Source organism: Polynucleobacter sp. 39-46-10 (assembly GCF_002282275.1).
On sequence record NZ_NCJB01000531.1, the window covers coordinates 1 to 1,157 of the forward strand.

Genomic DNA, 1,157 nt, shown 5'->3' on the forward strand with positions numbered 1-1,157 from the left:
TTACTACATACAACACAGCCTTTGATCTGGACTCGAGCTTATCACTTGCCATTTCGATTGTCAGATGTAGCATTTGTCTCTCCTTGGTAGTGCAGGATTAGGCTAAGAGTGTTTTTTATTTTCTCGTTATTGTTTTACAGATTAGTGAGCACTACGTCAACTTCCATTCGCCAGACTTGCCACCACTCTTCTCAAGTAGCTTCACATCACCCATCACCATGCCACGGTCTACTGCTTTGCACATGTCATAGATTGTGAGGAGGGCGACTTGGACTGCGGTGAGAGCTTCCATTTCTACGCCTGTAGGTCCGGTGGTTTCAGCTCTCACTTGGCAGCTAATACTGCTGGATTCTGGGTGTAGGAGAAATTCTAGGCTGACATGAGTCAAAGCCAAGGGATGGCAAAGGGGAATCAGATCAGATGTTTTTTTAGAAGCCTGAATACCTGCAATTCTGGCGATACCGAGAACGTCACCCTTTTTATGCGTTCCTTCCTCTACCATTTTGAAGGTGCTGGGTAACATTGAAATTTTGCCGCCAGCAATGGCGATTCGGTGGGTATTGGGTTTGTCCCCCACATTAACCATATGGGCTTGGCCGGAGGCATCAAAATGAGTTAGTTTGTTCATGGGATAAGTTTTACCATATAGGGATGGAAGTCATAAAGACATCGCAAAAACTATCGCTATTTAAGCGAATTTTGGCTGCTCAGCTCATTTTGAGCTTGGCTTGGCCAAGCGCTGGCTTTGTTTATGCCGCTGGTCCTGCGCCTTCCTCAATAACTGGGGATGTCTCGGTTCAGGGTGAGTCTGCTGCTTTGCAGAACCTAGGTAGAGCGGTTCAGTCGCCCGACGCCCGCTCTTCAAATCTGCCCTCACGCAATACGCCCCTAACTCAGCCAAGCTTTGTGCTCCCAGATATGGGTGATCCAGGTGGCGATAGCTTAAGCCGTATGGATGAGAAAAAGTATGGTGAGATGATCATGCGCCAGATTCGTCCGGATCCAGATTATTCCAATGACTTGCCTATCTATGATTATTTAAATCAAATGGAGCGACGCTTATTGCAAGCTGCAAAACGTTTGCAATTGGGTGGGGCTAATGAGCAGGGCAGTGGCGCCTATAACTTTGAGGTATTCGCTGTTAAAGATAGCAGTAT

At 46.9% G+C, this 1,157-nt stretch carries 1 protein-coding gene and 1 pseudogene; one reads left to right on the top strand and one right to left on the bottom strand.

The features are described from left to right. Positions 1 to 151 precede the first annotated feature (151 nt). Entirely contained in the window at positions 152 to 628 is a 477-nt protein-coding gene (gene moaC, locus B7X71_RS17445) for a cyclic pyranopterin monophosphate synthase MoaC (RefSeq protein WP_293601672.1), read from the bottom strand. A 23-nt stretch (positions 629 to 651) separates the two neighbouring features. On the opposite strand from moaC, the pseudogene B7X71_RS17450 reads away from it, so the two are divergent. Beyond that, positions 652 to 1,157, top strand: a pseudogene (locus B7X71_RS17450) (M48 family peptidase); the annotation flags it as partial.

What these genes read in the sequence shown, in the direction of transcription:
- moaC (WP_293601672.1), bottom strand. Translation starts at nt 628, where the DNA reads ATGAACAAACTAACTCATTTTGATGCCTCCGGCCAAGCCCATATGGTT.